The sequence below is a fragment of the Exiguobacterium sp. USCH10 genome (genome assembly GCF_037619445.1).
In the GTDB taxonomy this organism is placed as follows: Bacteria; Bacillota; Bacilli; order Exiguobacteriales; family Exiguobacteriaceae; genus Exiguobacterium; species Exiguobacterium aestuarii_A.
Genome location: NZ_JAQPZO010000004.1, coordinates 69,137 through 93,929, shown reverse-complemented (window position 1 = coordinate 93,929; position 24,793 = coordinate 69,137). Strand labels below are relative to the sequence as shown.

27 protein-coding genes and 1 other annotated feature are annotated in these 24,793 nt (G+C 45.4%); of the genes, 8 read left to right on the top strand and 19 right to left on the bottom strand.

The genetic code is table 11. From position 1 onward, the window contains the following. Window positions 1–10 precede the first annotated feature (10 nt). Complete coding sequence (locus PQI28_RS08740; protein ID WP_339963027.1) at window positions 11–415, top strand: nucleoside 2-deoxyribosyltransferase; 405 nt, start codon at window positions 11–13, stop codon at window positions 413–415. Here the strand turns inward: PQI28_RS08740 and PQI28_RS08735 are convergent. After that, window positions 402–1,166 carry an AraC family transcriptional regulator gene (locus PQI28_RS08735; protein ID WP_339963026.1) on the bottom strand — a complete coding sequence of 255 codons (765 nt, stop codon included), beginning with the start codon at window positions 1,164–1,166 and terminating at the stop codon, window positions 402–404. The two genes, PQI28_RS08740 and PQI28_RS08735, sit on opposite strands and share 14 nt — an antisense overlap. Window positions 1,167–1,293: 127 nt before the next feature. Between PQI28_RS08735 and PQI28_RS08730 the strand changes: the two genes are divergently transcribed. Together PQI28_RS08730 and PQI28_RS08725 are read left to right on the top strand one after the other, a co-directional pair. Next, window positions 1,294–2,532: an MFS transporter gene (locus PQI28_RS08730; protein WP_339963025.1), complete on the top strand. Its 1,239-nt coding sequence runs from the start codon at window positions 1,294–1,296 to the stop codon at window positions 2,530–2,532. A gap of 100 nt (window positions 2,533–2,632) precedes the next feature. After that, window positions 2,633–2,886, top strand: a binding site (T-box leader). Between the two features lie 67 nt (window positions 2,887–2,953). Next, window positions 2,954–4,177 carry an MFS transporter gene (locus tag PQI28_RS08725; RefSeq protein WP_339963024.1) on the top strand — a complete coding sequence of 408 codons (1,224 nt, stop codon included), beginning with the start codon at window positions 2,954–2,956 and terminating at the stop codon, window positions 4,175–4,177. 67 nt (window positions 4,178–4,244) lie between these two features. Here PQI28_RS08725 and PQI28_RS08720 read toward each other — a convergent pair whose 3' ends face one another. Further along, on the bottom strand, window positions 4,245–4,631 hold the full coding sequence (locus tag PQI28_RS08720; protein WP_012726265.1) for an NUDIX hydrolase: 387 nt from the start codon (window positions 4,629–4,631) through the stop codon (window positions 4,245–4,247). Window positions 4,632–4,722: 91 nt separating this feature from the next. Between PQI28_RS08720 and PQI28_RS08715 the strand changes: the two genes are divergently transcribed. Continuing rightward, the gene (locus tag PQI28_RS08715) at window positions 4,723–5,424 is read left to right on the top strand and encodes a CPBP family intramembrane glutamic endopeptidase (RefSeq protein WP_339963023.1); all 702 of its coding nucleotides are present in this window, start codon (window positions 4,723–4,725) and stop codon (window positions 5,422–5,424) included. A gap of 5 nt (window positions 5,425–5,429) precedes the next feature. Here PQI28_RS08715 and PQI28_RS08710 read toward each other — a convergent pair whose 3' ends face one another. The 3 genes from PQI28_RS08710 to PQI28_RS08700 are packed head-to-tail and all read right to left on the bottom strand — an operon-like array spanning window position 5,430 to window position 7,679. Further along, the gene (locus tag PQI28_RS08710) at window positions 5,430–6,155 is read right to left on the bottom strand and encodes a MerR family transcriptional regulator (RefSeq protein WP_339963022.1); all 726 of its coding nucleotides are present in this window, start codon (window positions 6,153–6,155) and stop codon (window positions 5,430–5,432) included. Between the two features lie 23 nt (window positions 6,156–6,178). Continuing rightward, a complete protein-coding gene (locus PQI28_RS08705; protein WP_339963021.1) occupies window positions 6,179–7,156 on the bottom strand; it encodes a serine hydrolase domain-containing protein in 978 nt (325 codons plus the stop codon). Continuing rightward, window positions 7,131–7,679 (bottom strand): hypothetical protein, encoded by a 549-nt coding sequence (locus tag PQI28_RS08700; RefSeq protein ID WP_339963020.1) that lies wholly within the window; start codon window positions 7,677–7,679, stop codon window positions 7,131–7,133. The genes PQI28_RS08705 and PQI28_RS08700 overlap by 26 nt, the downstream gene beginning before the upstream one ends. Window positions 7,680–7,897: 218 nt before the next feature. On the opposite strand from PQI28_RS08700, the gene PQI28_RS08695 reads away from it, so the two are divergent. Then, window positions 7,898–8,713 carry a GGDEF domain-containing protein gene (locus tag PQI28_RS08695; RefSeq protein WP_339963019.1) on the top strand — a complete coding sequence of 272 codons (816 nt, stop codon included), beginning with the start codon at window positions 7,898–7,900 and terminating at the stop codon, window positions 8,711–8,713. A gap of 14 nt (window positions 8,714–8,727) precedes the next feature. On the opposite strand, the gene PQI28_RS08690 is transcribed toward PQI28_RS08695, so the two are convergent. The 6 genes from PQI28_RS08690 to PQI28_RS08665 all read right to left on the bottom strand — a co-directional run bounded on the left by PQI28_RS08690 (window position 8,728) and on the right by PQI28_RS08665 (window position 13,821). Beyond that, entirely contained in the window at window positions 8,728–9,417 is a 690-nt protein-coding gene (locus PQI28_RS08690) for a VOC family protein (RefSeq protein ID WP_339963018.1), read from the bottom strand. 125 nt (window positions 9,418–9,542) lie between these two features. Continuing rightward, window positions 9,543–10,070, bottom strand: a complete 528-nt coding sequence (locus tag PQI28_RS08685) for a DUF2199 domain-containing protein (RefSeq protein ID WP_339963017.1) — start codon at window positions 10,068–10,070, stop codon at window positions 9,543–9,545. A 73-nt stretch (window positions 10,071–10,143) separates the two neighbouring features. Beyond that, window positions 10,144–10,782, bottom strand: a complete 639-nt coding sequence (locus PQI28_RS08680; protein WP_339963016.1) for a hypothetical protein — start codon at window positions 10,780–10,782, stop codon at window positions 10,144–10,146. 124 nt (window positions 10,783–10,906) lie between these two features. Further along, a complete protein-coding gene (locus PQI28_RS08675; protein WP_339963015.1) occupies window positions 10,907–11,818 on the bottom strand; it encodes an NAD(P)-dependent alcohol dehydrogenase in 912 nt (303 codons plus the stop codon). A 99-nt stretch (window positions 11,819–11,917) separates the two neighbouring features. Beyond that, window positions 11,918–12,961: an ABC transporter permease gene (locus PQI28_RS08670; RefSeq protein ID WP_339963014.1), complete on the bottom strand. Its 1,044-nt coding sequence runs from the start codon at window positions 12,959–12,961 to the stop codon at window positions 11,918–11,920. Further along, a complete protein-coding gene (locus tag PQI28_RS08665) occupies window positions 12,961–13,821 on the bottom strand; it encodes an ABC transporter permease subunit (RefSeq protein ID WP_031423778.1) in 861 nt (286 codons plus the stop codon). Before PQI28_RS08665 ends, PQI28_RS08670 begins: the two co-directional genes overlap by 1 nt. A gap of 210 nt (window positions 13,822–14,031) precedes the next feature. On the opposite strand from PQI28_RS08665, the gene PQI28_RS08660 reads away from it, so the two are divergent. Beyond that, on the top strand, window positions 14,032–14,331 hold the full coding sequence (locus PQI28_RS08660) for a hypothetical protein (protein ID WP_339963013.1): 300 nt from the start codon (window positions 14,032–14,034) through the stop codon (window positions 14,329–14,331). A 306-nt stretch (window positions 14,332–14,637) separates the two neighbouring features. Here the strand turns inward: PQI28_RS08660 and PQI28_RS08655 are convergent, their stop codons facing one another. The 4 genes from PQI28_RS08655 to PQI28_RS08640 all read right to left on the bottom strand — a co-directional run bounded on the left by PQI28_RS08655 (window position 14,638) and on the right by PQI28_RS08640 (window position 17,990). Then, entirely contained in the window at window positions 14,638–15,063 is a 426-nt protein-coding gene (locus PQI28_RS08655) for a hypothetical protein (protein WP_339963012.1), read from the bottom strand. Between the two features lie 84 nt (window positions 15,064–15,147). Further along, window positions 15,148–15,912, bottom strand: coding sequence for a DUF817 domain-containing protein (locus PQI28_RS08650; RefSeq protein WP_274664771.1), 765 nt, complete (start codon window positions 15,910–15,912; stop codon window positions 15,148–15,150). 9 nt (window positions 15,913–15,921) lie between these two features. Beyond that, window positions 15,922–16,782, bottom strand: coding sequence for a metal-dependent hydrolase (locus PQI28_RS08645; RefSeq protein WP_339963011.1), 861 nt, complete (start codon window positions 16,780–16,782; stop codon window positions 15,922–15,924). 200 nt (window positions 16,783–16,982) lie between these two features. Beyond that, window positions 16,983–17,990, bottom strand: a complete 1,008-nt coding sequence (locus PQI28_RS08640) for a helix-turn-helix transcriptional regulator (protein WP_274664773.1) — start codon at window positions 17,988–17,990, stop codon at window positions 16,983–16,985. A 116-nt stretch (window positions 17,991–18,106) separates the two neighbouring features. Between PQI28_RS08640 and PQI28_RS08635 the strand changes: the two genes are divergently transcribed. Continuing rightward, entirely contained in the window at window positions 18,107–18,952 is an 846-nt protein-coding gene (locus tag PQI28_RS08635) for an alpha/beta fold hydrolase (protein WP_214783150.1), read from the top strand. A gap of 244 nt (window positions 18,953–19,196) precedes the next feature. After that, window positions 19,197–20,285, top strand: a complete 1,089-nt coding sequence (gene tnpB, locus PQI28_RS08630; protein ID WP_339963010.1) for an IS200/IS605 family element RNA-guided endonuclease TnpB — start codon at window positions 19,197–19,199, stop codon at window positions 20,283–20,285. A gap of 89 nt (window positions 20,286–20,374) precedes the next feature. On the opposite strand, the gene PQI28_RS08625 is transcribed toward tnpB, so the two are convergent. The 4 genes from PQI28_RS08625 to PQI28_RS08610 all read right to left on the bottom strand — a co-directional run bounded on the left by PQI28_RS08625 (window position 20,375) and on the right by PQI28_RS08610 (window position 24,721). Further along, a complete protein-coding gene (locus tag PQI28_RS08625) occupies window positions 20,375–20,812 on the bottom strand; it encodes a hypothetical protein (RefSeq protein ID WP_339963009.1) in 438 nt (145 codons plus the stop codon). Window positions 20,813–20,911: 99 nt separating this feature from the next. After that, window positions 20,912–22,330 (bottom strand): glycoside hydrolase family 32 protein, encoded by a 1,419-nt coding sequence (locus PQI28_RS08620; RefSeq protein ID WP_339963008.1) that lies wholly within the window; start codon window positions 22,328–22,330, stop codon window positions 20,912–20,914. A 19-nt stretch (window positions 22,331–22,349) separates the two neighbouring features. After that, entirely contained in the window at window positions 22,350–23,780 is a 1,431-nt protein-coding gene (locus PQI28_RS08615; RefSeq protein ID WP_214875788.1) for a sucrose-specific PTS transporter subunit IIBC, read from the bottom strand. A 2-nt stretch (window positions 23,781–23,782) separates the two neighbouring features. Beyond that, the gene (locus PQI28_RS08610) at window positions 23,783–24,721 is read right to left on the bottom strand and encodes a carbohydrate kinase family protein (RefSeq protein ID WP_339963006.1); all 939 of its coding nucleotides are present in this window, start codon (window positions 24,719–24,721) and stop codon (window positions 23,783–23,785) included. Window positions 24,722–24,793: the final 72 nt, after the last annotated feature.

The following is a 24,793-nucleotide window of genomic DNA, read 5'->3' as shown; positions in this document are numbered from 1 at the left end:
AGGGTTTCCTATGAGATTTTATCTCGGTTCAAGTTTTGCGAATATCGAAGAAGTACGGTTCATCCGTGATCAGCTGATTGCGCTCGGTCACACGCATACGTATGACTGGACACAAAACGAACGCGCCGCTTCAATTGATGCGTTACGCTCGATTGGCGAAGAAGAGGTTTCTGGAATTCAAACAGCGGACTTCGTTGTCATCCTGTTGCCTGGAGGCAAAGGCGCACACGTCGAACTCGGGATTGCTCTCGGGATGAATAAACACGTTTTCCTTTACGATTTGGGTGATCAAATGATGAATATAGAGGAGACGAGCACGTTTTATCATGTTGATGCGGTACAACTTTGCGAGGGACCGTTCAACGCCCTCCCCCACCAAATCCAAGATCGATTGAAGCTCTCTAATCACGTTTGAGCTGATGCCCTTTATTCTCACGGAATCGAGCCGGGGTGCAACCTACCCATTCCGTGAAATGCTTGTTCAGTTGAGCCGAACTGTTGAACCCGACTTCTTGACTGATTGCGAGTAACGTAAGATCCGAATAGCGAAGGAGCGACTTTGCATGAATCAGGCGTTGTCTCGTGATGTATTGATACGGCGTCTGACCGATTCGCTCTCGAAAGCTCCGTATGAACTGATATTTACTTTGATGAACGATTCGACTCAATTCCTCAATGCGAAGCTCTGTATGATAAGAATCATGAATGACACGCAAAACTGGTGCAAGCATATCTTCATCCTCTAAAGAAGTGTGGAGGAGGTGACTTTGAATGAACGTCATCACATCATCTGTAATATCAATCTCTAAAAATCCTCGACTTGACCACTCTCCTAACAGTTTTCTTATCGACATGACCGCTATGGAAGGAAACATTGGATTGACCCTGTTTTCAAACCCGTTCAATCGACTCGCAATAAACCGAAAACTAACATAAGTCGTTTCAATTGAATCAGCAAATAGTCGATAGGACTGATTCGGTTGAACCACAATCGATTCGCTATCTTGAAGTCGATATTCGAACGCATCCATCTCAATCCCAATCTTTCCCTCCAATACGAGAACCCAGACGATGTCTTCTACGCTCTCTTCTCTCTCTGTCATCCAATCCCCATTAGAGGAGACATAACGTATGGCAACGTCAGGCAGTGTCAGTAATTGTTCCATATACCCCTCCAGATTATTGCGCAAAAATCGAGCAATATAGTGCACGATGAATCACTTCAAATCACGCATACTGTTCATAACAGTCAAGTGGCCACTTCGCTGACCTTATGAAAAGATGGTGACTCACATGTTTCAATCGCTTCATCCCAATTTAAAAATACGACTTGCCATAAACTTCTTTCAAAAACTGACTCAAACCGCCATATTTCCCTTTATGACGATTTATTTCGTTCGCCAATTCGGTGCGACCGAGACTGGACCGCTCATCATCCTGACGATGATTGTCTCATTCATCGCAAGCCTCTATGGTGGTCTTCTGTCCGATCGACATGGAAGAAAACGCGTGCTCTTCATCGGAGAAATGCTACGATTCGTGTGTTATATCGGAATGGCAATCGCAGGTTCTCATATAATCGACAATGCCATTTTATTATTTATCTTTTTCTTTTTCAGTAACCTTCTGAGTAGTGCCATCACACCTGCAAACGAGGCCATCTTGATTGATGATAGCCGACCCGAGCAGCGAAAATATTTGTATACACTCAGTTACTGGCTGATGAACGGGTCCATCGTCATCGGTAGTTTGCTCGGAGGTTTTTTCTTCGAACAACATCTCTTCTACTTGTTATTATCGGCAGCCATTCTTTCATTCAGATGTGTATTCCTGATTTCCTTCAAACTAGAAGACAACTATAAACCTTTACCGCGTAAAGGACATAAGACCACTGGTGTATGGACAGGTTACCAGACGGTCATGAGGAACCATCTCTTTTTGAAATACCTCGTCGCAGGGATTTTGACGTTGTCATTAGAGTTGCAGCTTACGCATTATCTCGCGATTCACTTTGCTGAAACGTTACACGCTGTCCCGTTCTTTCATTTCTCACTAGATGGGACGAAGATTCTCGGACTGCTTCGAGCGGAGAATACGATTCTCGTGTTACTGCTCGGTCTTGTGTTGATGCGTTGGACCAAATCTATCTCTGAACATGCGTTACTTTACACGGGTGTCACACTGTTCAGTCTTGGATTCGCCATCTTACCGGTTTCACATGATCTTTCAATGTTAGTGCTCGCAACGGCTTGTTTCACGTTTGGAGAACTGCTATATGTCCCCATCCACCAAGCCATGCTAGCTCGACTCATTGAAGACCACCTCCGCAGTCAATACTTGGCCGCGAACGGTTTCCGCTACCGAGGTGCGCTTCTCATCGGCGCAATCAGCGTCTCGACTTATGATGTCGTGTCACCTGGTTGGATGGCCATCACTTATATTTGCTTTGGTATATTGGCAATCTTCTTCTATCGTTCAATCTTGAAAGAACTGGATAAGTGTCAACCTTCAGAAATGGACCGAGCTTCCTAGATGACAACCATAGTTTAGTACCTTGAAGAAGATATACATCTTTTTACCAGAAACGTTTCCAATATTTTTCACAATATGCTATCCTTACGAAAATGATCTGACAAACGCGATGAAGAGAACAGTACATCAATGAATCTTTCATAGAGAGCTCCGTTTGGTGAAAAGGAGTAAAGAACGTTGGTCGAAACAAGCCTCTGAGCAGCGCCATGGAACTCACCCCGAGGGATATGGCGACGGGCACTCCCGTTATAGAGTTGAGGTATAGTCCGATTCGTTCGGCAGTACCGAACAAGGTTCGTGCGGTGACGTGCGGACGAACAGGGGTGGCACCACGATGAGAATCTCGTCCCCAAGAATTCGTTCTTGGGGGTGGGATTTTTTTGCGTTCCGAAAGTGATCAAAAATAGAAGGAGTGATTGACTTGAACTCGTTTCGAAAAACCTCTGCGCTGCTGCTCGTCAGTGTCGGAATCTCAAACCTTGGTGCCTGGATATACTTCATTGCACTCAACTTGATTGTCCTAGAAATGACCGGTTCGCCGTTTGCTGTCTCAGTTCTCTATGTATTAGTCCCGCTCGCATCGCTCATCTCGAATCTTTGGTCAGGTAGCCTGATTGACCGAGTCGATACGAGACGACTGATGATGTTACTCGATGGTCTGCGTGCGTTCCTCGTATTCAGCTTGGGCTGGATTGATTCACTGTGGCTCATCTACGTAATTGTCTTTCTCCTCAATGTAATGAGCTCGTTATTCGAATCATCGAGTCTCGTCTACATGACGCAACTCGTACCTGCCTCGAATCGACAAAAGTTCAATGCGATGAAGAACTTTGTGCAGTCATCCGGGTTTATTTTAGGTCCAACAATTGCCGGACTACTCTTCCTAATCGGGAGTCCAACAACTGCAATTTTCGTGAACGCGTTCGCACTCATCGTCTCGGTCGGTATGCTATCGCGCCTTCCGTCTCATCATCGAACAGAAGCGTCGACTGAACCTTTCTCTGTAAGATTCATTATCGAGGATTGGAAAATGGTCGTACGATTTGCATCAAATGCCAAATACGTGACGCTCATCTATGGATTGTTCTGCGTCATGACGATCTTCATGTCTGGGCTCGATTCATTGGAGGCTTCATTTGCGACCCAAGTCCTTCACTTATCTGAGAGCCGATATGGCTTTCTCGTCAGTATCGCTGGGATTGGAATTATCGTTGGGTCACTCATCAATTCAAGATGGAGTCACCGTTTATCCTTATCGTTTTGTATCGGATTCGGGGCAATCATGACACCCGTCGGCTATCTCCTATTCGCAGGCTCTTCTTCGTTCACGATGGCTTCCATCGGATTTTTTATTCTGACGTCCGCGCTTGCGTTCGCCAATACCGGATTTTTGTCATTCTATCAACACCATGTTCCTGTCGAAATCATGGGCAGGTTCTCTGGTGTCATCAATGTGGCAGAGTCGCTATTCGTCATTCTGCTCACATTCGGGATTGGACTCCTTGCCGAAATGATTGGGATTCGCCAAGTCTATCTCGCATTCTCGATTGTCTTCTTTCTCGTTAGTTGTTACACCATATATGTCATTCGCGACCGCTCGAAACGGGAGTATTTCATACACAATCAAATTGAAGAAGTGTCTTAAGTCATGAGCCGGTCGTTTTTATGCGACCGGCTTGTTCGATTCGATGAATCGCTTCGATGATTTTTCATCATACACTCCACCGTTTAATCAGCTCAAGATCCTCTGGAAATGCAAGTTCCAATCGCTCTATTTCATGAATCGACCACCAATTGACTTCATCAATGTCCGAGTCGATAGTTGCGGTCGCCATCCGCTCGTCACACGTTGCCAAAAAATAGTGCGTTTCGACTTGATAACTTGAGATGATGGCTCGTTTGATATGTAATCTTTGATTAATCGAAATGCGATAGCCCGTTTCTTCGAACACTTCACGCTGACAACATTGTTCCGGCGTTTCTCCTTCTTCTAAACCGCCTGATGGTAAACTCCATTGTTGTACGTCACGATTCTTTACGAACAGGACTTTCTTTTCTTCGTTCATACATAAAGCAGCTGATCCAATCCACTGTTTCATAGTCTTAATACTCCTTTTTCATTTTTCTGCTTGCAGGTGACGTTACGTCACCCGATATGATGGGGCTACAACCACATAAGGAGGAAATACGATGTTGAATCAAATGCAAAAGAAAACAACTCCCATTTGGACATGGAATCAGTTCGCAATTACGATGGTTCTTCTATTCGGAGTGACGCCCCTACTTATCGAGCGACAATTACACAACTTTCTAGAACAGTCATGGGGAAACACCCTCTATTCAGGAACAAGTATCGGCCTGTTATTAGCCATAATATTTATGACTGTCCTCTATCTCGTCGCAATACGTCCTCAAACCCTATCGCTGGAAACGTTAGGACTTCGCCGTTTTCCATTGAAAGATTCGGGCATCATCTTTCTATGGACAATTGTGTTAATTGTACTCAGTATCATCATCGTCATAGTCCAATCATATTTCGGCATCGGTACATCGAATACAAAAACAGAGAGTTTACAAAGTGACTTGTCGATTATCTCCATACTGATTGCGTTTGGATCGGCGGCTATCGTTTCACCAATCTATGAAGAAATCTTTTATCGTGGATTCTTATACCGCTTCTTTCAAGAACGATTTGGGGTTGGGATCGGGATGATCGCAAGTGCTGGAATATTCACTCTCGCTCATTTACCGACGACAAACACGTTACTCGTCAATTTTGTATCGGGACTAGTGTTCGCTTGGGTATATGAACGGACTAACTCTATCTATTCCAGCATGCTCATCCATGGCACCTTTAATGGGCTAGCCGTTCTATTGACTGCATTGGCATGAGGGAATCAGTCTTGATATAGTGAATCAATATAGGCAAGAATCGATGCATCGATTGGATACAGTCCTAATTCATTCGATGCATCAGTTGATTTTCGAATCTTCCAAAATGATTTAATCAATTGTTGATTGTCTCCAAATGTCTCGTCTGTTAACCAAGTCAAATCTTCTTTAAGAATTTGGGCTTCTTTTGAGGAAGGGGCGACCCCGCGTTCGATTAGAATTTCGGTTCTCCGAATCAAGTTGATCCACTTTTTCGTATCATGCTCACCGTCTTCTAATTTAGGTAAACTTGCTTGCAATGAATCAGACTCTTCTTCCGTAAAATAGTCCCTCCATTGTTTCCGGTCATTTGATTTAGCTTGAATAGTTTGCAGTTTCGTCCAATCGATTTTTTCATTTTCAAGCTTCATGGATTGAAGGAGCGTGACCGTATGGTTCTGCGCCTGCTTCAATTCCTCTATCTTTCCTTCTAACGAGGACAGATGGGCGGACAAGATGCTTGTAAGAGATTCCTCATTTAAGATTCTCCGAATCTCATCGAGCGGGACGGTCATCGATTTTAAAAGCATGATTTTTTGAAGCCGAAACATTTCGTCATCACTATAAAATCGTTTCTGTACATCGTTCGTATACGAGGGGGTGACCAAATTGATTTGGTCATAGTATCGAAGCGTACGCACAGACACGTTCAGTTTTCTTGCGACCTCTCCCGTTGAATAGTGTCTAGCCAACGTGTAGCCCTCCTTATAATACGTTATGTGTATGTCCGTAGTAGCTGTCCGATCAATCCTTCGAGTTGATGAACCCCTTCATTCCGATTTGACAAACAAATGAAACTTTTTGGAGAGTCTTTCTCCATCACGAGTATGCTTTGAAACCCGATTCCCCAACCGAATGAGAATCCCTTACCTGGCTTGTTGGGATTTATAAATAGATCATGTCCTACTTCGGCATTTGTAGAAGATGGTGTGAATATAACCCTTCTTGACTCCTTACTCAAGAAGCCTTCTGTCGTAATTGCGTTGACGAGCGTCGCTAAATCGGAAGCCGTTGTCCAAAGTCCACTCGCTGCGGGATACGGGTAAAAACAAGTATATGCAGAAACGATTGATTCATCTGGCTCAATCCCATTAACGCCAAACTTCTCCACTATCTCCAAGTCATACGAACTCGTTTTCATATTGAGTGGTGTAAAGATGAAATCAGACATAATCTTTTCGAATGTAGATGACATACATTCCTCTATCGCATATTGAAGTAAACAGTAACCTGCATCTGAATAATGGAACTTACCTATTTCCTGTGACTGAACAAACACAGGAAGTTCATAATATGGTGTCGTGCCCGATAGGATTTCTTTCATTGACGGAAAGCTTGTACGTTGAACCGTTGTTCCAAACTGATTCGGTAAATCGACCAGACCCCCTTGATGTTGGATGAGTTGACGGACTGTGACCTGGGAACGCATACCATTTTGATCATTCAACGAAAAAGAGGCAAAATAGTCGTTGATTGGAGAGTCTAGACTCAGCTTCCGGTTTTCAACTAGCTTAAGAATAAGAATAGACGTTACAAGTTTACTGATGGAACAGGCGGCAAACATTCTGCCCTCAGGAGAAGCATCTCCCATTCGATATACAGACATTTCTTCACTCTCATTAACAAATACCATATCTATTTGAGAGACATGATGTTTCTTCATCAATTCACTCATTCTTTCTTTCGTGAGCATCCGATTCCTCCTTATTTATACCAATACACTGATAATCAAATTGTTGGTGCAAAGCGGTTAGTATACCCTTCACAATCTCTTCGTGTGTCAGCCAACGCCAAGTTTCATGCTCATAGATTGCGCCAAGTTGGACTTGTCGGTACGTTTGTTGTTCGTTTATGTATAAAGACCGTTTCTCCTGTTCGGAGTTCGCCTGGCTCCCTAAAATATGTAGAACATCTGCATGCAATGAATGATTCAAGATGATTTGCATCGCCTTCCCGGAGTCCCGGTGTACCCATGCAATGATTTGTTTGAATGGTCCGTACCGCTTGATCGATTCTTGTAGCCCTTTTGATAAATCCTGTTCGCTACGATAATCAAGTAGTAGTGAATGACACGTTTCAGGGTTTAGTCGAACGACTTTTGCCATTCTTTCCGGGTCTCGCCCGATGACAGTGACAAGATGTTCGCTTGCTAAACAAGATGTGACTTCAGCTAACATTCCGGTACCACCGACAATTAAAATATGTTTTTGATTCATGTCATCACCTCATTTCCATTATACACCAATCAATGAACTCTCTTTCGGTAAAGAAGTGTTCTGAAACATTGGCGTATTTTCAAAAATATCCCGTTATTCAATTAAAGAATCACTTATAATGAATCAAGTGTACGAATCAGTTTGAATGATCACTATTTCGGAAAATGGATAATAGTGTTACTATTGCAATTTATTTCTTTTAGGAAGGGGGAGATGAGATGCGACATTGGTCTGCCATGTCACTTCAACTGATTGCGCTCATCGTTGGCTCATTGATCGTAAGTACTCTATTGTCTTCTGTTCTGATGATGAACAATCTACCGGTCTGGTGGATGATTTGTATCCCTGTCCTCTATCTTTCAACGCTACTCATACACCGAGCATCTGGAGTCCTGATCTCGTTAGGGTTCGGCGCTTACTTTTTCATCATGATGTCTGGAACTACAATTCCCTTAAATATTCAACTACTGATTCTTCTGTTGTTTGCGATGTTGACGATTCTAGCTTACTTGCTTCAAGTCGGTTTATTTCGCTCACAATTTGCATTGAGTGTCGCAGAAGCGAGAGTCAGTCAATTAATTGCCGTCGATCCTGAGACCGGGTTCGATAATCGTAATCGATTCTTCATGGACCTTGAAGCAGAGCGGGATCGATTGATTCGAAATAGTGGAACGTTCGTCGTCACATTCGTCACATTACCGCTCCTCAACGATTTCGAAAAACGTTATGGACGATCCGAATATGAATGGTTTTTAGATTATTTCAGTGACGAATTACATGAAGCGACACGACGGACTGATAAAAAATATCGGGTTGCCTCCGATACATTTGCCATCCTTTTTCCTCAAACCTCACTCGAAAATGCACAAATCGTTCATGAACGCATCAAACCACTGTTACAAGGATACTCTCGTCTAGATGGCGAACCACTTACTATTGATTGTTTAGATAAATCATTTGAAGTGACCTTAGAGAATTCATTTATGAGTTTGGATGAGATTCGGATGTACTTGAGTGAAGACGAAAAAAAATGAGTTCAGGAATGAACTCATTTTTTGATAGAACGAATTTGCAATTTGTGATTCTCATCGATTTCAATGACATATTGCCGATTGATCGTCATTTGAATAGGGCTCGGTATCGACAGCTTTGGTGAAAACAGCCACACACGACCTGGAGGCACTAATAATATGTATGTATCGCTATTCGGAGCGCCTAAAAAATTCAGGTGCCGCTCATCAATCGCGTTGCCGTCTCGGCGGTGGATTTCAATGTTCGCAAGTTCCTGTGCGACATGTAGCGGGTCTACTGCAGTCAGACTCATCTCGCCGATTCCAAGAAAGTCATGATGAGTAAACTCTTCTGCCTCACTTTCCGGGTTAATCGAATGTCGAGCAATCAATTCGACGACATTCTCGTCCGCATCGTAAAAGTAAAGTGACGAGGCATCAATCCCTTCGAAGTAAATCTCATCCTCCCCATCTTCACTCAAAAGTGAAACACGTGATTTGATCCACCGCTTCGCTTCTTTGAGTCGGTTGGCCGGGATATTGATGGCGAAATGATACTGTCGCTTTTGATTTGTCGCTGCCTCTTGAAAAACCAAAGCATCTTCACTTAGATTGATCCGAAAACTCGTCGAGTCTTCTTCAACGACTGATAATCCAAGCTTTTCCGTATAGAAACGCTTCATTTCGTCAAGCCGGTTCGTGTACAGTGTAGTTTCTGTGATTCTCATGAAATCCCTCCTCGCTTTCCTCATCACTATTCTTGATTCCTTCACTTGATCATTCGCTTGTACTTTTTGTATTCTCGCCAACTCATATCCATCCCTAACAGCTCGTTATAAATGGTCTGACTCCTTTATTCATCACCTTCAACGAGTCGGAAAATGTCATCGACCCTCGACCTCGTAATGCCATTGCGCTGTTCGATGGCAAGAGGATGATTCGTCGGTTCGAGTTCAATCAACGGACGTAATCCGACTCCACGCATATGGACGTTTGTCTTCAGATTGATTGTATCTGGGTAAATCGGCAATTCCGTCGATAACCAGCCGAACATCGGGACAAGGTCAACACGAGCGGGTTCATCCCATAAATCGATGACTTTGAAAAAATTATCCGCACTGAGTGACACCCAGACGTTCCAGATGAAGGGGTCTTCTTCCCCAACGATTGGAATCTCGAGGCATCCGTAAATGAAAAAGTGGGCTTCATCGAGGACACATACATCATCTGTCAATACGACACGTTTTTTCATCTCACGTGTTGTCAATCCATTTAGAACTGTTGGCATCCTTGATCCAAAACCAACTTCACTTTCTGTACTCCTGCCACATTTTGAGCAAGTACAATTTTTGTTGTGTTTTCGTTTGAATGGGTATTTCATACATTCTCTCTTTCTACTTTTAAGTTAAAATACGGTATGTGAAATAACAAAATGCTAATAATATTATAATAAGTTAGACAATCACTACACCCTTTAATTCAGTATCTAACACTCTCGTTCGCGTATCATTTTTTGATATAAACACTTCTTCACCCTTTTCATCATAGCAATACGCGATTGGTATCGATACACCACAATTTCGATACGACCCATCCGCGTGACTCGTTCCGATAATTATCGCTTTACGTTCCATCGCAATCTTTCTCGCTTCTTCCGACCACTCCATGAATTGTTCTTCACTAAACATCCCGACCCCGATTGGATTGAATATGATTGATAGATGCTCATGATTCTTAAATCCCTCTACCCCCATAAAAATCTCCCTGCAAAGTAAGTATCCGTATTCCTCCGCTCCGTCCTTGACACTTGATGGCATGAACAAACGCTCACTTTCAGGTGTTTTCGGTCGCGTTAACAGCGTTTCACCTTTCTTATTTATAATGAGGACCCGATCTTTATTCGTGTCATCCCGATAACCTAAAACAATTGCCGTCTTGAATGCTTTAGCTAACTGACGAACCATATCTAATTCTGTATATGTACAATATCCCTCTGGATATAGAATCAAGTCTACTGTCGGGTTCGCCTCAACCTCTAGCTTTAGTTGCTCGAGATTTCGTTCCATCTTTGGTTGTCCAATTAATACATTCATCATTAGTACCCCGCTCCATTGACTATGTCTAGTATTCATATGTATGTGAGATGATCGTATGCACCTCACCATAAAGCACGAATTCAATCCTTCTTCATAATACCATCGATCATCTGACTTATTCCTATTTGACTGTCACAATCACATTCCCAACTTTTCTCCCTTGATCGACATATCGGTGTGCCTCGACAATCTCATCCAATGGATAAACTGAATCAATAACGGGTTGCAGCTCTCCTGCTTCGAACAATTCGTTCAAGAACATCAAATCCTCTTTTCGTTCACTCGCTGGCCCCTGTCCCGCAACAGAGCGGAATGACCCGTTCTTTGCAACATGTTTTCGAGCCACTCGCTTATCGATTTTTCCAGACGCATCAAACACCACATCATACGTACCCAATTGGCGGTCGTAGCCTTCTTTCGAATAATCGACGACCACATCTGCCCCAAGTCGCTTCACGAGCTCGATGTTCCGCTCATGGCAAACTGCTGTGACATGTACGCCGAAATGTTTTGCAATCTGTACGGCAGTGGAGCCGACTGCACCTGAGCCACCATAAATCAAAACATTTGTCGCCCTCTCGATGTTTGCTTTCCGTAAAAAATGTAACGAGGTGGTTCCTCCGAACGGAAGTGCCGCCGCCTCGATAAAGCTGGCATGTTCGGGCATCTGAACTACACATTTCGATTCGTTCACGCATGCAAACTCCGCATAGCCACCAAAACGCATCCCGGTGAGCGCATAGACGTTCTCCCCTACTTGAAAGCTCTTTACACCGCCACCGACCTCTACCACTACACCTGCCAACACGACACCAAGAATCGGTTGTCTTGGCGCCTTGAACCCCATAACGATCCGCATCGGTAGTTTTCCGAGTGCAGGAACGTCCAGTGCGCGAAGTCGTCGATCTCCTGAGTGAACGGCCGATGCATGTACTTGAATCAGAAGCTCATTGCTTTTAGGTTTCGGTCGGTCTACGTCTTGAATAACGAACACTTCTGGTCCCCCATACCTCGTACAAATCGCAGCTTTCACGTTGATTCACTCCTTTTTTGACTAGTCATCTCATACTGTTATATACGTTCCCGCAATCACGAGGGTTCAGTCGATTTGGCATAGAAAAACCAGATGACATCATACGATATCATCCGGTTCATTCTTTAATGATACACTCGCATCTACGAGAGAAAACGGACTGTCGAGTGACGCGGCTGCCGCTTCCGATTGTGCTAAACTTGCCTCGGTCACCACCGGTTCTTGACGTCTGAGCTTAAATGCTCGCTCGAGACGGCTCGTCAACAAGTTGAAAATAAAGATGAGCGCAGCAAGTGACATGGCCGGGACGAGAAACAGGTGATTCGTCATCCATGTCATCGCAGTGAACTGTCTGAAATAATACCCGAACATCGAAGACCACTCATAGACGGTCGGCATGATCCCTTCATGTAACATGACCGTTCCTCCGAAGAAAATCCCAAACAGTGAGAGATGAATGAGCAACATGAGCGTCTGAACAAACTGTTGCATGAAGACGATCACGAGGGTTGGGACGAGATGCGGGAAAAGGTGCAATCTCACACGATGCCAGACACTGCCACCAAGCGTCTGAGCCACAATCATGAACTCTTGTTGAAGCAATTGGCGAATCTCTGTGATGAGGTATAACGTGACGGCCGGTAATCCGAGAACGACTAAGACGATTAGTTCAATCTTTACTCGATCCCATAATGGAGGCACCTGTGTCGAATCATAAAAGGTCAGTGTTCCTACTAACATCATCAATGCAATTAATGAAATCGGCAGAATCAAAAAGCCGTCCAATAGCGTTTTAAAGAATTGATTTAAGCGAGTTCCCCTGAAAGCAAGGGGAATGCCAATCAATAATCCGATGACCATCCGTCCGAATGCGACGAGCGCACAGATGCCAACGGTCCACTTAAATCCTTCCACGAGCATTTGGAATAAATCATATCCCGCATTGTCTGTCCCGAGCCATTGATATTTTGACGGTTCTAATGGTGGGATTCCGATGAGTCTCCCTTCATCAGAGTAGAGCATGAGGGTTTGATCAACGTTCCCATCACGAAACACGGTATTTCCAAAACTCATCAACAATAGACCCGCTACGATGACAAAGCAGAAGAGAAATATTGGGTCACGCATTAATACTCGACGCATCAAATCCCTCCTTTCCATGCATTCGGAATAATCCATTCAATCAGTAAATCCAACAGAAAAATCGGGATATAGATGACGAATAAGATGACCAGTAAGATCTCCATTTGCGGATTGTAGACGGCGAATCGGAATAACCCTTGAACGTTAAATAGATATTCGACAATTAAAAGTGTCGATAAGATGGTAATGATGTTCGAACGGAAAAAGAGGTAAAACCGATAGATGATATTCGGCAATAAGTGTTTCCAAAACAACCCTCTCGGTCGAATCCCTTTCGCTTGCGCGAGCTCGAGATACGGAATGGCTTCTTGTTCATGAATATGAATCGTCAACCATTTGATAAAGAAGAATAATGTCGTCAGCGTCAAAGTGACGATCGGGAGAAACCGGATGTACTCTGCGAATCCTCCGGCCACTTCAATGCGATCGAATCCCGTCGATTTATGGATTGTAATCGCAAGAAATTGAGAAAAAATTAACCAAAATAAATCTGGTACCATCTCGAGCGTCTGACTCGTTTGGTGCAAGACGGTACGAACTCGTCTCCCGCTCCGGTAATAGAAGTACGCATACATTAATCCTAGCGAGGTCGATACTGCAAGTGCCGTCGTAAAAATGATGACCGACTCTTTGACGAGGGGTCCAAGTGCCGGCAAGAGCGGCAAGTAACGTTGCGCGGTGATGTTGTAATATGTAATGTCCTCTAATTTCTGTAATTGATCCATCTGTTGTTGAATCCCATTCCAATAATTCGTCAGACTAAAATCCGTCTGAACGACGAGCGATGGTAGCGCACTGATTGCAATCAAGATGAAAAATGCGACAATCAGATGAACTGATTTTCGAGCAATATACGTCATAGTTCGATCTCCTTTTGAATGCCAATCTCTCAATCAAAAGTGTGAAAGGATGTCCGTTTGATTGTTCATTTTCTAAAGGGAATAATATCCAAAGACACTTTCCACTGATTCTAGCATATTTATTATGCAAATAGAAACAATTTTCTGAAATTTATATGGGTTAATTTGTATGATACAATGTATAGATAGAAATATTTAGGGGGTTAAAGGATGTGGATTATTTTTGGATTGGCGGCGATTGGGGCAACGCTTATTAATTTGACCGTATTTATGATGGAGAAGGACTATAAGTTGCCGATGGCGATTGCCCTATCCTTAGTTGCTCTCACGTTATGTGCCGAATATAGCCTGCTCAACATGTGGGTCGAAGCAAAAGACTGGGCTGCCATAATGGATGTCGTACCCGGTATGTCTCGTGCGTTATGGTTTTTGACGATCGCGGCAATCTTTATGAATATCCTTCCGATCTTTTTAGAGAGAAAACGAAACAAGTTGAAGGAATCGAAATGATAAATAGTACGTTTGCCAAGTTCCACTCATTTGGTGCATGAAAATGGATCATAAACTTTATACAATTCTCTCCAACCCTTTTGGTATATTCATTTTTGCCTTGATTTCACTGTCCTTTATATGGCAGGCAGTATCCCGTTTTTTGTCGACTCAGTATCTTTTCTTCGTAACCAATTTGGTCGGTGTACTTGCGTTTATCGTCATGATGTTACTTTTATGGCGTACATATAAGAAAAAGGACAGGAAAACGTGTTCGAAGCTATGAATTTAGCTTTGAACACGCTTTTGTTCGACCATGTTACGCAATCAATCATCTGAATGGGTTGAGTACAATAACTCACCGTCAAGTGAGCGCAACTCATAATCGATTCCTGATTGCATCTGCTTCGTCATCGTCGCACGACATGAAAATAGTTGTCCCGGACCATATGCAACATCCGGAATTTCCTTGAAGCCATATGACCGCTCGCCGAACCATAGCGTCACGTTCGATGAACCCTTCGATGATCGGTCATCGACGACATAACATTCTCCCGTCTCGACGATGTAATTCGTCGTCATACGGTCGTACGTCTCCATTCCCGCCATTCCAAGTACAACCACTGATGCAAAGATCGCGATAGTAGCTTGACCTAATTTCACACGATCGCGTGTCTTCCGCCACTCCATCCAATAGATGACAAGAGAAGCGAGACACAATAATCCAATGAACCAATAGAATACAATTTCCAACAACCCAATCACCTCAATTTATAATACGAATTTCCTCGAAAAAAGATTCGAAGCTTCTCACAAAAAAACTCGACACACGTCGAGTTAAGTCGTTTCATACTCCAGCTTTCGCTTTTGCCAAGCGACAAGTAGGATGCTGATGATGACGAGTAGGAACCAAGAGGATAGTTTCCCTAAATCAACGATGGCCCAGCCGTTCAACTGGTCCGGATACGCCCAGCCGTTGTAAAAGGTCACAATATTTTCAGCAAGCCAGATGAAACAGGCAATCAAGAAGAACGAGAGCACGACCGGCATCTTGAATCGCCGGTCATCGAGTTTGTACGAGACAACCGAGCGGCCAAACGCCAAGAAGATAAGTGCGATCAATAGCCATCGCAGATCTAGCCAAACATGGTGCCAGAAGAAGTTGAAATAAATCGCAATGCCTAGTCCGAAAGCGATGATTGGGTTAGGCATCTTCGTGAACTGTAAATCGAGACGACGCCACGCTTGAACGACATAACTCCCGACGCTCGCATACATAAAGCCCGCATAGAGCGGGACGCCACATACTTTTGTGAACGCCTCATCCGGATAGCTCCATGACCCCATCTGTACCTTGAATAGTTCAAGTCCGAGACCGATGACGTGGAACCAGCTGATGACTTTTACTTCTTCGATTGTTTCAAGTCCTGTCTTTACGAGGAACACTTGGACGAGCACACACCAGATAAATAAGACATCGTAACGGGGAAACGGCAACTCTACAAATTTCGTGACGGCGAGTGCACCGAAGATGGCGACTGGGAAAATACAGCTGAGGGCTTGTTCATAAGCGAAAATAAAGAGATAACGGATGCGTCCCATCGATTGATCCTACCTTTCTATATATTCGTATAAGAAAGAAGACTTCCCGTCATAAAAACGTGGGTCAAAGACGCCGAGCCGTTCTTCATTTGCCACGATGACGACGAACGGTGACCATTTGGTCAATGTGAGCGCCTCTTGATTCGCTTCAAACAATGGTTCGAGACTTACTTGTTCGTCAGACGTCAAGTTGTATTGCAAGGTTGCCTCTTGGTAAATAGAGTCTGTATAAAGCGATACGTTTTCGTCAGTCTTTGTGATGACGGTGAACTGAGTCGGGATAAATGAAGCCGAGAGCGCCACTTCGTCATGTTCATCTGCATATGTCTGATACAAGTAAGCTCCTTGCGCACTTTGAATCGCGACATACAGGACGAGGGCAGCCCATGCATACCGATACGTCTTATAGCGGACTTCTTGTTTACGCGCGACGAGCCAGGCGACCAAGAAGATTCCCCAATAGACAAAATCTACGATCGGAATCACACCGAACGTGATCCTCACGTCTGAAATCGGTTCAAAATAACCTGTCCCCCACGCATTGAACAAGTCGGATGTATTGTGGATGAACACAGACAATAGGGCCCACCAAAAATAGCGGATGTCCGTCACTCGAAAGAGGAGACGAACGAGTATGTAGATGAGCAGTGCAAAGAGCGGGACGAGAAAGATGGAGTGTGTGATGCCGCGATGCCACATCTGATACATCCCTTCCGTGTCCCATAGCCGAGAAATTACATCACTGTCCGGGATTTGGCTTCCGACGAGCGTCGTGACGAGTAAGGCTCGTTTTTCATGTTGTTGTAAATCGCGTTTATCGGCTGCACCATATAGCGTTAAACCGAATAACGTATGTGTAATCGTATCCACTGTCTACCTCCATAGTGAAAAAGACATCTCCCAATAATGGACGATGTCTCTTCATCTTAGTTTTCTTTATCCATTTTCATGGCGCGTCTTGCGACGATCGTTACGAAAATGACAGCGACAATCGGAATGATCAATGGCATCCAATTCAACATCCGCCTGTCCCCCTTCATTAAGTGTCGCAAGCAGTATAGCACATCTGATTACTCGATGGATGAATGAATGCTTGTATTCTCATAAGTATTCGCCATTTTCTTAATCGTTGCCTTCATATGGTCGCGGAGCGTGAGTGGTTCAACAACTTCTACTTGTGCCCCTAAAGAGAGCAACCAGTAAATGAATCCGTCAGAAACGGCCGCATCGAAACGGATGAGGAAGCGTTCTTCATGTTCAGACACAGAGACGTCTTCCCCCAACTTATCGAAAATGACCGGGAGAACGCGTTCATCGACCGACAAGACGATTTGCTCATCCAAGCCGTTGTACATATTGAAGGACTTTTGGTAATAGTCATCTGGAAGATGGTGTTTCGGACGAATGGTGCCGTCTTCTACAATCTCGGAGTTGACGATTCGGTCGACCCGATAGTTCCGAACCTCTCCAATCGATTCATCGATCCCAATCAAGTAATACTGTTCGTGGTTCCAATGCAAGTCGATTGGATTGATGACATACCGCTCTCCGTCACGACGGAGTGGGAATGTCCGCTTTGTCACGTCAAATCCGATGACGTCCGTATATTGAAACGAGATGGCTTTCCGTTCATGAATCGCTCGCTGAATGCGGTCGATGTGGTACGGTATCTGTCCGTGCTTTTTCTTCGGTGTCTTAATGATCGATTGCAACGTCTTCGCTTCAGGATTGCTCGTCAGCATTTGAAGCTTTTCAACGATCTCTTCAGTCACGTCTTCCGAGATGAATTTGGCTGCGACGATCGCATCGACCATCATCCGAAGTTCGTGAATCTCGAACAAACGAGCAGAGTGCCAATATTTTTTGGCGAGACCATTCTTCTCCAACTCATCCTGCACTTCAAACCCCGAATTATTCAGTGCTTGGATATCGTCTTTCACCGATTTTTTTGCTAACTTAGAAGTATCTCCAATTGTTGACAAGTATTCGAGCAAATCTTCTAGTGTTTTAGGATTTGCTTCATCCGTGTAACGTTCGAAGAAACGTCGAACTTCAAGTAACCGCTCTCGGTTATTCACGGTTCTATCCCCTTTCATTTCTATATCTATAATATGTATAAACAGACATTATCATTTTATTTCCACGAAATAAAGGTATTTTCCATTACAAACTGTTTAAGGAGGCGCCATCTGAAGTGAAATATTACGCACACGTCGACGGCTCAAAAATTGAATATATAGACCGTGGTCACGGTCCTGTGATCGTACTGATTCATGGGACCCAGTCATCGAGTTTAGAACCATACCATGTGGACCAGCTCGTTTTGTCCGGTTTTCGGGTCATAGTCCCATCTAGACCCGGATATGGAGAAACACCGTACTCTTTTTCAGCATCTCCTCAACTCTTTGCATCCCGACTCGCTCACTTGATGCAAATGCTAGAAATTGATCAATATCATGTTTACGGCATCTCTGCCGGAGGACCGACCGCGATTGAACTCGCTTCCCAAAACCAACGTGTAAGAAGCTTGACACTCGCTGCCGCTGTGACGAGTGTCGTCGATTTTCCGTATCGTGACACAGTCAGCAGAAATATTGTCCAACCCGCATTCATCGCACTTCAATACATCATGAAACAATTCATTGCTCGTGCCATTCAAAAACATCCGTTCGAAGCGACAGCACGCATGATTCAATCGACGAGTGTGTTGGCACTTGAGACGATTCGGGAAGAGGTGTCTCCTTATGACATCTTCCTCCTCAAGCGTGTCGCCAATCAAATGGCGTTTGGTCTAGGGGCACAGTTCGACTTAAAGCAGCGTGTATCGAGCGAAGTCTTACTTGGTGTGTCGTGCCCGACCTATATCATTCACTCGAAAAATGACAAAGCCGTCCCCGTTCGCCACGCCTATTATGCGAAACGTTTGATTCCCCATGCTCAGCTAACGATCCTTAACAGCCCGGGACACCTCATTTGGGTCGGACGACAAGCGAGAAAATCAGAGCGACAAATCGAACGGTTCATTCGATTCAACTCGTAAGCATCTCAAAAGAGGTGCCTTTTTTACGTATTTAACTGAATCAGGCGAGAATTCTCCCTCCTCTAAGCGTCTCGTGGCGTAGCCCGGCGGAGGCGGGAGATGAATCGCCCGGTCCAAAACTCTTCTCTCTCTGTGACAGATGTAGCGAACAAAAGTTCGTCATTCCGTCAGATTCTTCTTTCATCTCCGCGGGTATCGGATGAGGAGGACACATCACGATCTTCTGGAGGGAGGAGGGACGGACATGCTGAAAGGCTACAAATACAGGCTCCATCCGACGCCGGCACAGGCCGAGTTCCTCATCAAGACGATCGGTTGCGCCCGGTTCATCTACAACAAGCTGCTCGAGGACCGGATCGCCATCCGCGAGGAGGCGAAGGCGGGGAGCGGAACGAGGCTGAAACCGGCGACACCCGCCTCCTACAAGCCCCTGTTCCCGTTCCTCGCCGAGGCGGACAGCCTCGCGCTCGCGAACGCTAAGCTGAACCTCGACAACGCGTTCGCGAAGTTCTTCGCCGGGACGGGCGGCTTCCCGGCCTTCAAGTCGAGACGACGGTCGCGCGCCTCCTACACGACGAACAACCAGCACGGCACGATCCGCATCGAGGCGGGCAAGGTCCGGCTGCCGAAGGTCGGGTTCGTGCGGTTCACACAACATCGCCCGTTCGAGGGCGTCATCCGGTCGGCGACGGTCTCGATGACCAAGACGGGCAAGTTCTTTGTCTCCATCCTCGTCGAACAGGACGATGAACCATGGATCCCAGCCGAGAACAAGGTCGGAATCGATCTCGGTCTGGAGCACTTCGCCGTCATGACGAACGACGCGATGGTCTCGGAGAAAATCGAAAACCCACGTTTCCTTCGACAATCCGAAGCGAAGGTCAAGAAGGCGCAACGGGCGCTGTCGCGAAAGAAGATCGGGAGCAAGAATCGTGAAAAGGCCAAATTACTTTTGGCCAAGAAACACGAAAAGATTGCCAACCAACGCAAGGACTTCCTTCACAAACTGTCGAGACGGATCGTTGACGAGAACCAAGTCATCGTCGTGGAGACATTGAAATCGAGCAGCATAATGAAGAACCGACGCTTAGCCAAATCGGTTGGCGATGTCAGTTGGTACGAGTTCGTCCGTCAACTAGAATACAAATCAAACTTCTACGGACGGACGCTCATCAAGGCAGACCCTTGGTACGCATCCACTCAAATCTGCTCCACTTGCGGAGTAAAGGGCGAGAAGAAGGCGATGGATGTCCGTGAATGGACATGTGTCTGTGGCGCGCATCATGACCGTGACATCAACGCGAGCATCAACCTATTGATGTTGGCAAACTAAAACGAATTCCTTCAGGGTGGGAACCACCCGACGAGCTTGGTAAACAATCGTGGCTGGTAAGAGCACGGTCTTCCCAAGAAGCTCCCCCTTTAATTTGCGAAGCAAATAAGTGGCGAGTAGTTCACTCCGAGGATATCAATCAAGCGATTCGTCGTATGTTCTGGTAACTTCCAAATAACGTCCGTCCGTTCGAGTTTCGTAATCACACTCGGACGGTTCGGTTGACCGAGCCAAAGTTGATAACGTTCATACTCCCCACCTTTGTACTGTACTGTGAGGTCGAAATCAGGAGCCACTTCAATCTCAATGCCTTCGATTTCTTCTGAACTTCGGAGCATTTCCGCGAACACCCGCACCTGGCTCAATTCATGAAACTCTAACGCTACTTCTGAATTGAATGTTCCGCGCTCTGATGACTCCGCCACCATCACGTGTTCCATTTCTTCTCTCTCGAGTTCTTCTGTATCGATTTTATAAGCCATCGTTATTTTACGAATCTCACCTGCTAAACGAATCCATTTATCCATCACTCTAACCTCCCGTCTCGTTTTATATACGTTTGTTTTTGTGAAACGGTTTCAACATTTTGAAAATAAAAAAGCCGAGCAAACGCTCAGCTTTTACACTCATTCATACTTCCAACCAACTAATGTCGCATCCGCTCCGACGTAGCGAATCCGTTTCTCGTCATCACTCGGGAAGACGCGAAGCGTTGACACGGCGTCACCGTCGTTGACGAAACATTCAACACTTGAGGAATCGACGAACAGATGAAGGGACGTGACCTCGATCACTTTTGTCCGGGTCGTCCCGAACTCGGTCGCGAACGGTTCACCCGCGTTTGTCCGATCGATGGTCAATTCGCGTGTATCTTTCTCGTACCGAATCACAAGCGACTCTTCTTCTGTCTTCAATAGTTCAAGCTCGAAGTCTTCTCCGGACGTCGACAATTTCAATTCATAACGTTCGGGCGAAATCATTTCGATATGCGTACCTGATTCGTCTGCGAACTGATTAGTTCGGAGTTGCTTCATTTCAGAAACTGGTCGTTGTTTTAATACGCCATCTTCAAGCGAGAGTTCTCGAGGAAGCGTTAACGCATGGGCCCAACCGTAGCGATCTGTCGGATATTCAATCTCTGGTAAGCCCATCCAGCCGACTAGAATACGACGACCATCATGCTCCGTCGTTTGCGGAGCGTAAAAGTCGAAACCGAAGTCGAGCTCTTCAAATGACTCGTGCGTGAAGACGAGCGTTTCTAAATCAAGCGTACCTGTGACGTATCCGGATTGATAGATGTTGTGGTAGCGATGACCTTCAGGCTCAATTCCTTGCGGAGAAAAAATGAAGACATGCTTTCCATTCAGTTCAAACACGTCAGGACATTCCCACATGTAACCGAACCGCTCAAGCTCGGTCTTCACTTCACCTAAAAATGTCCATTCATTCAAGTCAGTCGAACGATATAAGACGACACATCCCGTCTCATCCGTTCGCTGTGCACCGACAATCGCATAATACGATCCATCTTCTTCCCATACTTTTGGATCACGGAAATGTTCCGTGTAGCCTGCTGGAATACTCGGGATCGCCACGTTACGACGCTCAATTACCCCGTCACGTAAGATACCGATAATTTGCGAGGCGTGACGCGTCCAATCGTCGGTACGATGATTCCCGGTGTACATCACATGAAGGGTATCATCAACGACGAATCCACTTCCAGAATATGCACCATGAGAATCTTCCTTCGTTTCAGGGACTAACGCCACCCCGCGGTCCGTCCAATGGACGAGATCAGTTGAACTGACATGGTACCAATGTTTGAGACCGTGAACTGGCCCGAGCGGGAACCACTGATAGAATAGATGGTACTCTCCATCGTAATATGCGAAGCCGTTCGGATCATTGAGGAGGCCCGTAGGCGGCTGGATATGGTATCCAAACCGCCACGGGGATGCGGCCGTCTTAGTACGGAGCACCTCCATCTCGAGGGCGCTCACGTCACGGAGTGAACGATAACGTTCGGCCTTCGTCCAATTCATAGTGTCACTTCCTTTTTCATTATGCGGCTTGTTTGACCGCTTCTTTTTTTGCTTGTCGCTTCGCGAGGATGAATGTCAATCCAAATGTCACGGCGAATGCGATCGCCATACCGATGATATATGAGATGATTGAACCAGGTGCGATTGAGATAATTCCCGGTAACCCAGCAGCACCGAGCGCTACTGCCAATACGTCGTTTCCGACGATGAATGCAGAGGCGATAGCTGAACCGACGATGGCAGCGATGAACGGATAACGAAGCTTTAAGTTAACCCCGAACATGGCAGGCTCTGTGATCCCAAGTAATGCTGAAATTCCTGATGCTGATGCAACACCTTTCATCTTTTTATCAGCAGTCAAGAAGAAGACAGCGAGTGTAGCCGCCCCTTGCGCGACGTTCGACATCGCAGCGATTGGGAAGATGAACGATCCGCCAGTTTCGGCGATATCCGCAAGAAGCTGTGTTTCAATCGCGATGAAGCTATGGTGCATACCTGTAATAACGATTGGGGCGTAGAGAAGACCCATGATCAAACCACCGACGAATCCGAGTGAATCATACGTCCATACCAACCCATCAATGATCAAGTTCCCTGCTTCACGAGTGATCGGACCGACGAAAGCGAACGTGATGAACGCTGTGAAGAGGAGTGAGAGTAATGGCGTAAGCAAGATATCAAGTGACGCCGGCATGAACTTCCGGATGTTGATTTCAAGCTTCGATAAAATATACGTCGAGACGAGGACTGGTAAGACTTGTCCTTGGTATCCTAACTTCTCAATCTCAAGACCAAAGATGTTCCAAACCGGAATTTCTTCAACAGTTGCCTGTGCATATGCGTTGATCAAGTCCGGGTGAACCATGATCATCCCGAGCGCTGCACCAAGATATGGGTTACCCCCGAATCGCTTGGCTGCGGAGAAACCTATGAGTACAGGTAAGAAGACGAAGGCGGCATTCGCGAACGTATTAATCATTGCTGCGAGGTCTGCCATGCCTGGATACTGGTCAATCAATGAACGTCCTTCAAAGAACAAATCCGGTGCCGTCAATAAGTTGTTGATCCCCATCAATAGACCGCCGGCGACAATCGCCGGAATGATTGGAACGAAGATATCCGATAACATTTTGACGAACTGTTGGAGCGGGTTCATCTTTTTCGCTCCGGCTGATTTCACATCTGTCGTCGACATATCACCAAGTCCTGTTAATAACGAGAACTCTGTATATACCTTGTTGACCGTACCTTGTCCGATGATGATTTGGTATTGTCCTCCCGTTGAGAACGTTCCTTTGACAACATCGAGTTGTTCGAGAGCTTTCTCATCAACCTTCGACTCATCGTTCAATACGAGACGAAGACGCGTCGCACAGTGAGCAGCTGCCGCCACGTTTTCTTTCCCACCAATCGCTTCTAATATCGATGCTGCTTCTTTTTTGTAATCCATTTTCATTTCCCTCCTAACGTTTCATTCACAAGTTGTCGTGATGGAATTGCTGGAATAGCGCCATAAGCTGTACATGTTAATGCACCCGTTACGTTCGCATATTCAATGTCGGAACGTAAGCGCTCCGGGTCAAATCCGAGTGACGCCAAACGATACAGATAAGCACCGACGAACGCATCTCCCGCTCCAGTAGAATCGACACTATCGATCGAGATTGAAGGAACGATTTCATGATGTGCGCTTGTTGCAATCAACGTGCCACGAGACCCTAATGTGATGGCAATCTGCTTTGCGCCTAATTCTAGAAGTGCTTGAACAGCATCTTCAAGTTGCTCTTCGCCGGTCAACAAGTGCGCTTCTTCTTCGCTCAATTTAATGAAGTCCGATTCTGCGATGAAATGTCTCGCATCTTGTTTGAACTGCTCGAGGTCAGTGATCAACGCATCTCGATAGTTCGGGTCAAATGAGATGAACAAGCCATCCCGTTTTGCAAATTGCAATAATTTGAAGTACGCATCTTTTAGTTTTCCATCTAGTAATGCTGTCGCAGAACCGAAATGAATGAGATCACCTTTTTGAATCAATGACAAATCGATGGATTCAAACGCATAATCTCCATCACTTCCGCGACGGAATGTGAAGTCCCGCTCTCCGTCCTCTTGAATCGACACAAAAGCGAATGTCGTATCTCCCGATTCAACAAGGTTGTCTATGCTGACTCCGTTGTCGGTCAACGTCTGTTTCAGGAAAAGACCGAACGGGTCATTCCCGACTTGTCCGAGAAAACTCGACTGTCCACCATGCTTACTGACGACTGCCGCCACATTCGCAGGTGCGCCACCTGCTTTTTTAACGAACGTCGTTCCGTTGACGAGGTCGCTCGAGGCATCCTCGCATACCCAGTCAATCAACAATTCGCCGATACAATGTACGGTGTTCATATCGTCCACCTCCAAAAATCTTATAAGTTCTTTACACGATTGGTACCGGTTCCAATTTAGAATAAAAAATGT

Bases quoted from the DNA above. Each gene is read 5' to 3' on its own strand.
- PQI28_RS08720 (WP_012726265.1), bottom strand. From the start codon at position 4,631: ATGAAACAGTGGATTGGATCAGCTGCTTTATGTATGAACGAAGAAAAG.
- PQI28_RS08705 (WP_339963021.1), bottom strand. From the start codon at position 7,156: ATGCTCACGAAAGAAAGAATGAGTGAATTGATGAAGAAACATCATGTC.
- PQI28_RS08670 (WP_339963014.1), bottom strand. From the start codon at position 12,961: ATGCGTCGAGTATTAATGCGTGACCCAATATTTCTCTTCTGCTTTGTC.
- PQI28_RS08610 (WP_339963006.1), bottom strand. From the start codon at position 24,721: ATGAACACCGTACATTGTATCGGCGAATTGTTGATTGACTGGGTATGC.
- PQI28_RS08650 (WP_274664771.1), bottom strand. From the start codon at position 15,912: ATGGGACGCATCCGTTATCTCTTTATTTTCGCTTATGAACAAGCCCTC.
- PQI28_RS08700 (WP_339963020.1), bottom strand. From the start codon at position 7,679: ATGAATCAAAAACATATTTTAATTGTCGGTGGTACCGGAATGTTAGCT.
- PQI28_RS08620 (WP_339963008.1), bottom strand. From the start codon at position 22,330: ATGAATTGGACGAAGGCCGAACGTTATCGTTCACTCCGTGACGTGAGC.
- PQI28_RS08680 (WP_339963016.1), bottom strand. From the start codon at position 10,782: ATGAATGTATTAATTGGACAACCAAAGATGGAACGAAATCTCGAGCAA.
- PQI28_RS08730 (WP_339963025.1), top strand. From the start codon at position 1,294: ATGTTTCAATCGCTTCATCCCAATTTAAAAATACGACTTGCCATAAAC.
- PQI28_RS08665 (WP_031423778.1), bottom strand. From the start codon at position 13,821: ATGACGTATATTGCTCGAAAATCAGTTCATCTGATTGTCGCATTTTTC.
- PQI28_RS08690 (WP_339963018.1), bottom strand. From the start codon at position 9,417: ATGAGAATCACAGAAACTACACTGTACACGAACCGGCTTGACGAAATG.
- PQI28_RS08740 (WP_339963027.1), top strand. From the start codon at position 11: ATGAGATTTTATCTCGGTTCAAGTTTTGCGAATATCGAAGAAGTACGG.
- tnpB (WP_339963010.1), top strand. From the start codon at position 19,197: ATGCTGAAAGGCTACAAATACAGGCTCCATCCGACGCCGGCACAGGCC.
- PQI28_RS08735 (WP_339963026.1), bottom strand. From the start codon at position 1,166: ATGGAACAATTACTGACACTGCCTGACGTTGCCATACGTTATGTCTCC.
- PQI28_RS08695 (WP_339963019.1), top strand. From the start codon at position 7,898: ATGCGACATTGGTCTGCCATGTCACTTCAACTGATTGCGCTCATCGTT.
- PQI28_RS08615 (WP_214875788.1), bottom strand. From the start codon at position 23,780: ATGGATTACAAAAAAGAAGCAGCATCGATATTAGAAGCGATTGGTGGG.
- PQI28_RS08715 (WP_339963023.1), top strand. From the start codon at position 4,723: ATGTTGAATCAAATGCAAAAGAAAACAACTCCCATTTGGACATGGAAT.
- PQI28_RS08625 (WP_339963009.1), bottom strand. From the start codon at position 20,812: ATGGATAAATGGATTCGTTTAGCAGGTGAGATTCGTAAAATAACGATG.
- PQI28_RS08685 (WP_339963017.1), bottom strand. From the start codon at position 10,070: ATGAAATACCCATTCAAACGAAAACACAACAAAAATTGTACTTGCTCA.
- PQI28_RS08660 (WP_339963013.1), top strand. From the start codon at position 14,032: ATGTGGATTATTTTTGGATTGGCGGCGATTGGGGCAACGCTTATTAAT.